The organism is Chamaesiphon sp. OTE_8_metabat_110 (assembly GCF_031382685.1).
Taxonomy (GTDB): domain Bacteria; phylum Cyanobacteriota; class Cyanobacteriia; order Cyanobacteriales; family Chamaesiphonaceae; genus Chamaesiphon.
On record NZ_JANMZA010000485.1, the window covers coordinates 1 to 5,933 of the forward strand.

Below are 5,933 nucleotides of genomic sequence, written 5' to 3' on the forward strand. Positions count from 1 at the left end.
TATGTTGCTGTCCCATTGATGGTGATGCTAACTATGTTTAGCTTAATTATCGAAACAAAGTTGGGACTCTAAGCACTGCTTAATCTAAGATATCTACAAGACGATCGCCCTAAAGTCGGAGCAAACTAAGTATGGATTTGATTATTGCAGTCATCCAACCGTCCAAGTTGGATGATGTCAAAGAGGCATTGGTAAAAGCGGGAATTCAAGGATTGACAGTCACTGGAGTCAAAGGATTCGGTCGTCAAAAAGGTCGCCCGTTGGCATTTTTGGGACTGTACAATATGGATCGTCAACCATTTACGATCGATTTTATTCCCAAGGTGAGATTAGAAATGGTCGTACCTTCCGAAAAAACGGATTTAATTGTCGAAACGATCGTCAAAACCGCCCACACTGGCAAAATCGGTGATGGTAAGGTGTTTGTGCTACCAGTTGCCAGAGCCGTCCGCATTCGCACAGGGGAAACTGGGATTGAGGCACTTACTCCCGACATGGAAGAAAGTTCGGTTTAGCTACCTACGAGAACGCCTACGATTGTGTCTTGTCGCGCTAAACCCGGAGGAAACCTCCGGAGCGCGCGCCGCAAATCGTGGCTAATGATGCAAAGTCCGCCTACGCGGACTAATTTACTAGTCCGCGTAGGCAGACTTTGCATCACAAGAAGTGGTTAAAACCACTTTGAGTATTCGGAACATCACCCGATTTTCAAACTTTATTATCTTTGCGTTCCGCAAAGGGACGCGGTGAATTTTTGGACAGGATTTTGTCGCTGAATACACCGATCGACTGAGAGTAAGTCTAATGATGAGGATAGTATTTTCGATTGCCTACGGCACGCTACGCGAACGATTATGCCTCAACGCCAAAAAAAGATCGTTCAAAGTAGCGCGGAACTATTGCTAGAGTATGCCGCTGGCGATCGAGATTTTGAAGCAGCACAGCTTTCCGCCGCCGATCTCCAATCCGCACAATTAGCCAAAGTCAATCTCAGCAAAGCAATCTTATTTAAAGCAGTCTTGAGCAGAGCAATTTTAGCAGGTGCTAATCTGAGCAAAGCCGATTTAGTGCGGGCGAATTTACAATTTGCAAAATTGAATCGATCGAATTTAGATCGAGCCAATTTATACGAAGCCGATCTCACAGGTGCCAGCCTGGGAACTGCCAACCTCAGTCAAGCAAGTTTAGAAAGTGCCATTCTCAGCCGTTGCGATTTCGGTTTAGCAAACTTACAACGGGCTAATTTGAGCCGAGTAACTGCAATTTCTACAGATTTCATGCAGTCAGAATTGATGGATGCGGTATTATTTCAAGCAATCCTCAATAGCGCAATCTTCGAGCGAGTAAACTTGACAGGAGCCAATTTAATTGAAGTATATCTGAGCGATGCGAATTTGCATAGAGCAATTTTAATTAAAGCTAATTTATATAAAGCCACACTCGATCGAGCTAATTTAAGCTGGTCAAATTTATCCGAAGCTAATCTAGAAGGCGCATCATTAATCACCACAAATCTCGAACATAGCAATTTGAATCATGCTAATTTACTGTTTGTAAATCTGACTACTGCGAATTTGAATAAATCTAATTTGAGCAAAGCAAACTTAGTAGCCGCTAATCTGAGTCGAGCAAATTTACTCGCTGCAAATTTAATTGAAGCTAATTTAGAGCGATCGATCTTGTCAGAAGTAGATCTATTTGGTGCCAATTTAAATCGAGCAAATTTGTCAGATGCAAATTTAGAATCTGCCGATTTACGCGAAACAAACATGCAAGGAGCGAATCTACACAGAGCCAACTTATCAGGAGCCAATTTATTTGGAGCCGAATTGAAAGGTACTAATTGCAGTAAGGTAAATTTTGCTGGAGCAAAGTTGTATGGAGCCAAACTCGTTGGTGCTAATTTACAGGGTGCTATATATGATGAAAAAACAGAATTTCACAGTAAGTTCTCACCGATTAAACAGGGGATGAAGCAAATATAGACAGACTTAGATCTACTGTGAGCTAAAATGAAGGAGACGAGTTGTAATTGAGGTCTGACTATGGCAGTTTCTCCAGAGGAGAGGTTTCACCAACGCCAAAGACGCTACAGCAAAGAAGAGTTAGCTCAACGTGGGCAAGAACTCTATGAGTCTGGCATTCGGCAACAGGTAGAGGCTGGAAATGAGGGTAAGATTGTGGCGATCGACATTGAAACCGGAGATTTTGAGGTCGATGAAACTGTCATGGGTGCAACCGATCGGTTATTCGATCGTCAGCCCAATGCTCAACCTTGGGGGATTCGGATTGGGCATCGCGCCGTTTATCATTTTGGCTCGCGGAGTTTGAAAAAGAATTAATGATTTACGGAGTTGTGAATTTGCGTCGAGAAGCAACACTTCCCCTTGTGGTTGGTAATTCATCTGGGCAATGAGAAGTCATCAGCACTGTGATTGACACCGGATTCGATGGATTTCTGTCTTTGCCATCTGAAATTATTGTTCGCCTTGGGTTGCCTTGGACGATTTCCAATTCAGCGACCTTGGGTGATGGTAGCGAAGTCTTGTTTGATTTTTACACCGGAACAACCATTTGGGATGGGCAATATCGCACGATATCATGGCAATGATAGATGTATTGTCTTTTCATGTAAGTAATCCACAGGAGCAGCAGGGAGTTTCGGACACTGTGAAGGATGTTACGAAGGAGCATATTTCTGTGTATCTCCACGGTGAATCATTCTTATTTGATAAGTATTAAAGTCGTTGGAAGCGACCGCAGCACAACGCCCGTGCAGTGGTGGAAAGAAAGTAGATCTGCTGAGTTGTTAAGTTTGTGGGTCGCTGCTAACGGGCAACGTTAGATCTACACATAACAAGAATTATTTCAGAAATAGATCGCTATAAACCCCAAGTTTCCCACACTTCGCCAACACTCTTCGCCACCAACTGATAACTTTCAGAAGTATAGCCACCACTCAACACCATTACCACTGGAATTCTCGCAGCAACCAGGGTCTGAAACACAAACCGATCGCGTGCTAATACCCCCTCTGCCGAGATCTTTAGCCGACCGAGAGGATCGTCCTCATAAATGTCAGTTCCGGCGTTGTAGAAGGCGATTTTGGGTCGCTCTATCGAACTTAAAAAGCTGGGTAAATACTGCTGAAGTTTGTCGAGATATTCAGCATCTCGCGTTCCCGATGTGAGGGGAAGATTGCGATCGATTCGCTCGATCGCCCGACGATCTTGGGGGTAAATATTCTGGTTATACATATCGAGGATGTGGACCGTGCGATCGCACTCGAAAATTCGCGCTAAACCATTACCCTGATGGGCATCGAGATCGATAATTGCAATTGAGTCGGTGGCGGTAAGTTGCCCAGATTGGCGGAGGCTGGCAATGGCGATCGCGATATCTGAGTAGACGCAAAATCCCGCTCCGAGATCGCGTCTAGCATGGTGATATCCACCGGATAAATTGATGGCGATTCCGGTTTCTAGAGCAGTTTCGGCAGCAATAACCGTCCCCATCGTGGCGAGCCGCATCGGTTGTAACACATGGCGATCGAGAATGCCATTGGGCACCCAATCGAGGGAGGATAGTTCTAATACTTGGGCGACATAGTGGGAGTTCGTTAACTGCTGGAGATATTCGGGCGTGTGGATGGTTTGCAGCAGTTCTACTGTCGCTGCTGTTGGGGTAATCGTTGCCGACTGCAACTTATCGCCAAATCGATCGAGCAAAACTTTCCAGGTGCGGCCATATTTGCAACCGTCAAGTGGATGCAGTTTTTCTATTCCCAGCCAGCGAATGTCATATCCTGGCGAGTAAACTAATTTGGGTCGAATTTTAGTAGGTTCCATCATCCCCGCGATCGCTTAATTTCCTTGGCGTATTGCAAAATATGTTTTGGTTCCCATGCGTCTATCTCACCCAAGGGAATGCCTAACCCCACGTAGGTATCGATCTCGGCGCGGGGTTGAAATGAAGGTTGCAAATTCGACCCGATATAGAGCGTATTAGCCACGATCGTCGAACAGTTAAACTCCGTCAATTCGTACTCCAATCCACTGGCTTGTACTTTTTCCCAGTACTTCTGAATAGCCACTTCATCGAGTGATTCCAATTCCACCACGATCGGATCGGCTCCCTCTGCGGCCAAATCTGCCGCATAGTCCCTGTAAAATGGTTTGCGCTTAACATTCATCGTCATTTTCTGAATCGCGCTCCTCACGAACCCCTTGCGCCCATTACCCGGCCACAAACTGACGTAGGCTCGATCGCCAACCTGCATTGATGAATGACCTACTTTGCCGCCTGTCGGCAACCACACATAGATTCTGACACTCACTCAAACTCTCCAGAAGGTAATCACCAATCCACCTGTGACAATTAAAGCACCTCCCACCCAGATCGAAATGCTAGGTATTTGACCGAATCCAAAATAATTAATTAATTGAGCCACCATGAAAAATAGGGTGACGTAAACCCCCAACAATTTACCAAAATCCCAAGCAGGCAAGTTCACTATAATTCCGTAGCCCAATAGCGTCAACCCGCCCAAGAGAATAAACTCAACTTGCTGCACCAGTCCGCGACTCTGCAACCCCTTTCTTACTAAAGCATCGCCCCCAACTTCTAAGGCAGCCGCAACGAGCAAAATTAAAAATACTAGTCCTTGACTCACTGAGGTTGCTCCCGTCACAATCAGATTATCCTCCCATCGATCGAGAAAATAATATTGTGATGTGCGTGACTATTTTGGAATGCTAATGGGCGATCGGCAGTTTAAGAAAATAACTCTGTCGATCTTGCACGAGTTTATCCTAAAGAAGCTACACCCGTTTCAACTTGCCATTGCTGTTTGTCGGTGAAAGTCATGGCAATCCCTTTTTCATAGTAGGCGGCTTCATTAATGAAAATTGGGTACACAGTATCCGTACCTGCATAAGGAATTGTCTCGCCCATAAATGTCACAAATAACGGATCGCCGGGATGTAATGGTTGATAGTCTTGGAATTGACGGTGGGGATGAATCATCCCTTGCAGTTTACCCGCTGTGTCGCGGGGATAATCGATCGAGGTGAGGGTTTTGTACACGGTGACTTCATCAGGCGCGGGTAAGGGCGTACCTGCATTCATCGCTGCTACATAGTCTAAAACTGCATAAATCAGCAGCTCTGTTTTGGCAAATAGATCGGCATCGAGAATTCCCTGAGCGACAGCACCAACTTCGATCGTACAGCCTAATGGGGAAAGCGATCGCAGCATCGGATTTTCAGCATTGTTTAATCCGCAAATTCGGACATCGGGATGAATTTGGCTCAAATAAGCCGACAGCCGCAGGTTGAATGGATGGGTACTGGCTGGCAAAATCGTCAGCCCCATTTGACTCGTCGAGCTATGCAGGTCGATAATCAGATCGACATGTTTGAGAGCTTGGGCAATCTCCTTAGCGCGGCTATCTTCATAACCAGTCAATACTGGATTCGCCAGATCGTCATTGTCAAAACTCCGGTTCAAGTCTCGATCGACATAACGTCGATTTGCCGCTACCGCCTGGGGATTAGCTAATAAGGTCACGACTTCAAAACTATATTGCGCCAGCCGCTCTGGAAACCGAGCCAACTTTTCTACCACATATACGCCAGTCAGCTCATTGCCGTGGGTACCGCCGACAATGGCAATTTTCTCGATCGGTTTAGCTATCATCAGTGCATCTTGTGTAAAGTTACTCAGTAATCCAGTTCGTCACTAGATCGCCTTGCTCCATCACCATAATCGCAACAATATATAACTGCAATAGTCAATTTTACATGTTAATATAACCCGATAGTTATAGAATCTGGATATCGTGAATACGACAGAAGCGGTAAAAGCGATCGAACTTCGCGACTTGCGTTACTTTCTAGCTGTTGTCGAAGCGGGGAGTATTACTAGTGCGGCGG

The 5,933-nt window shown here is 45.6% G+C and carries 7 protein-coding genes and 1 pseudogene; 4 read left to right on the top strand and 4 right to left on the bottom strand.

Annotated features, from left to right (window positions below):
* Positions 1-131: 131 nt before the first annotated feature.
* The 4 genes and pseudogenes from RMO52_RS17880 to RMO52_RS24800 form a co-directional block, all read left to right on the top strand.
* Positions 132-515, top strand: a complete 384-nt coding sequence (locus RMO52_RS17880) for a P-II family nitrogen regulator (protein ID WP_309739550.1) — start codon at positions 132-134, stop codon at positions 513-515.
* A 339-nt stretch (positions 516-854) separates the two neighbouring features.
* Positions 855-1,985, top strand: coding sequence for a pentapeptide repeat-containing protein (locus RMO52_RS17885; protein ID WP_309739551.1), 1,131 nt, complete (start codon positions 855-857; stop codon positions 1,983-1,985).
* Positions 1,986-2,045: 60 nt separating this feature from the next.
* Positions 2,046-2,342: a hypothetical protein gene (locus RMO52_RS17890; protein ID WP_310416912.1), complete on the top strand. Its 297-nt coding sequence runs from the start codon at positions 2,046-2,048 to the stop codon at positions 2,340-2,342.
* Positions 2,342-2,599 (top strand): annotated as a pseudogene (locus RMO52_RS24800) (clan AA aspartic protease); the annotation flags it as partial. The gene RMO52_RS17890 and the pseudogene RMO52_RS24800, both read left to right, overlap by 1 nt.
* Before the next feature lie 283 nt (positions 2,600-2,882).
* Here the strand turns inward: RMO52_RS24800 and RMO52_RS17895 are convergent.
* From RMO52_RS17895 to RMO52_RS17910, 4 genes are all read right to left on the bottom strand, one after another.
* Positions 2,883-3,851, bottom strand: a complete 969-nt coding sequence (locus RMO52_RS17895; RefSeq protein WP_310416914.1) for a histone deacetylase — start codon at positions 3,849-3,851, stop codon at positions 2,883-2,885.
* Entirely contained in the window at positions 3,848-4,336 is a 489-nt protein-coding gene (locus tag RMO52_RS17900) for a hypothetical protein (protein WP_310416918.1), read from the bottom strand. Before RMO52_RS17900 ends, RMO52_RS17895 begins: the two co-directional genes overlap by 4 nt.
* Positions 4,337-4,690, bottom strand: coding sequence for a hypothetical protein (locus RMO52_RS17905; protein ID WP_310416921.1), 354 nt, complete (start codon positions 4,688-4,690; stop codon positions 4,337-4,339). It lies immediately after the preceding gene.
* Positions 4,691-4,806: 116 nt separating this feature from the next.
* Positions 4,807-5,697, bottom strand: a complete 891-nt coding sequence (locus RMO52_RS17910) for an aspartoacylase (protein WP_310416923.1) — start codon at positions 5,695-5,697, stop codon at positions 4,807-4,809.
* Positions 5,698-5,933 lie beyond the last annotated feature (236 nt).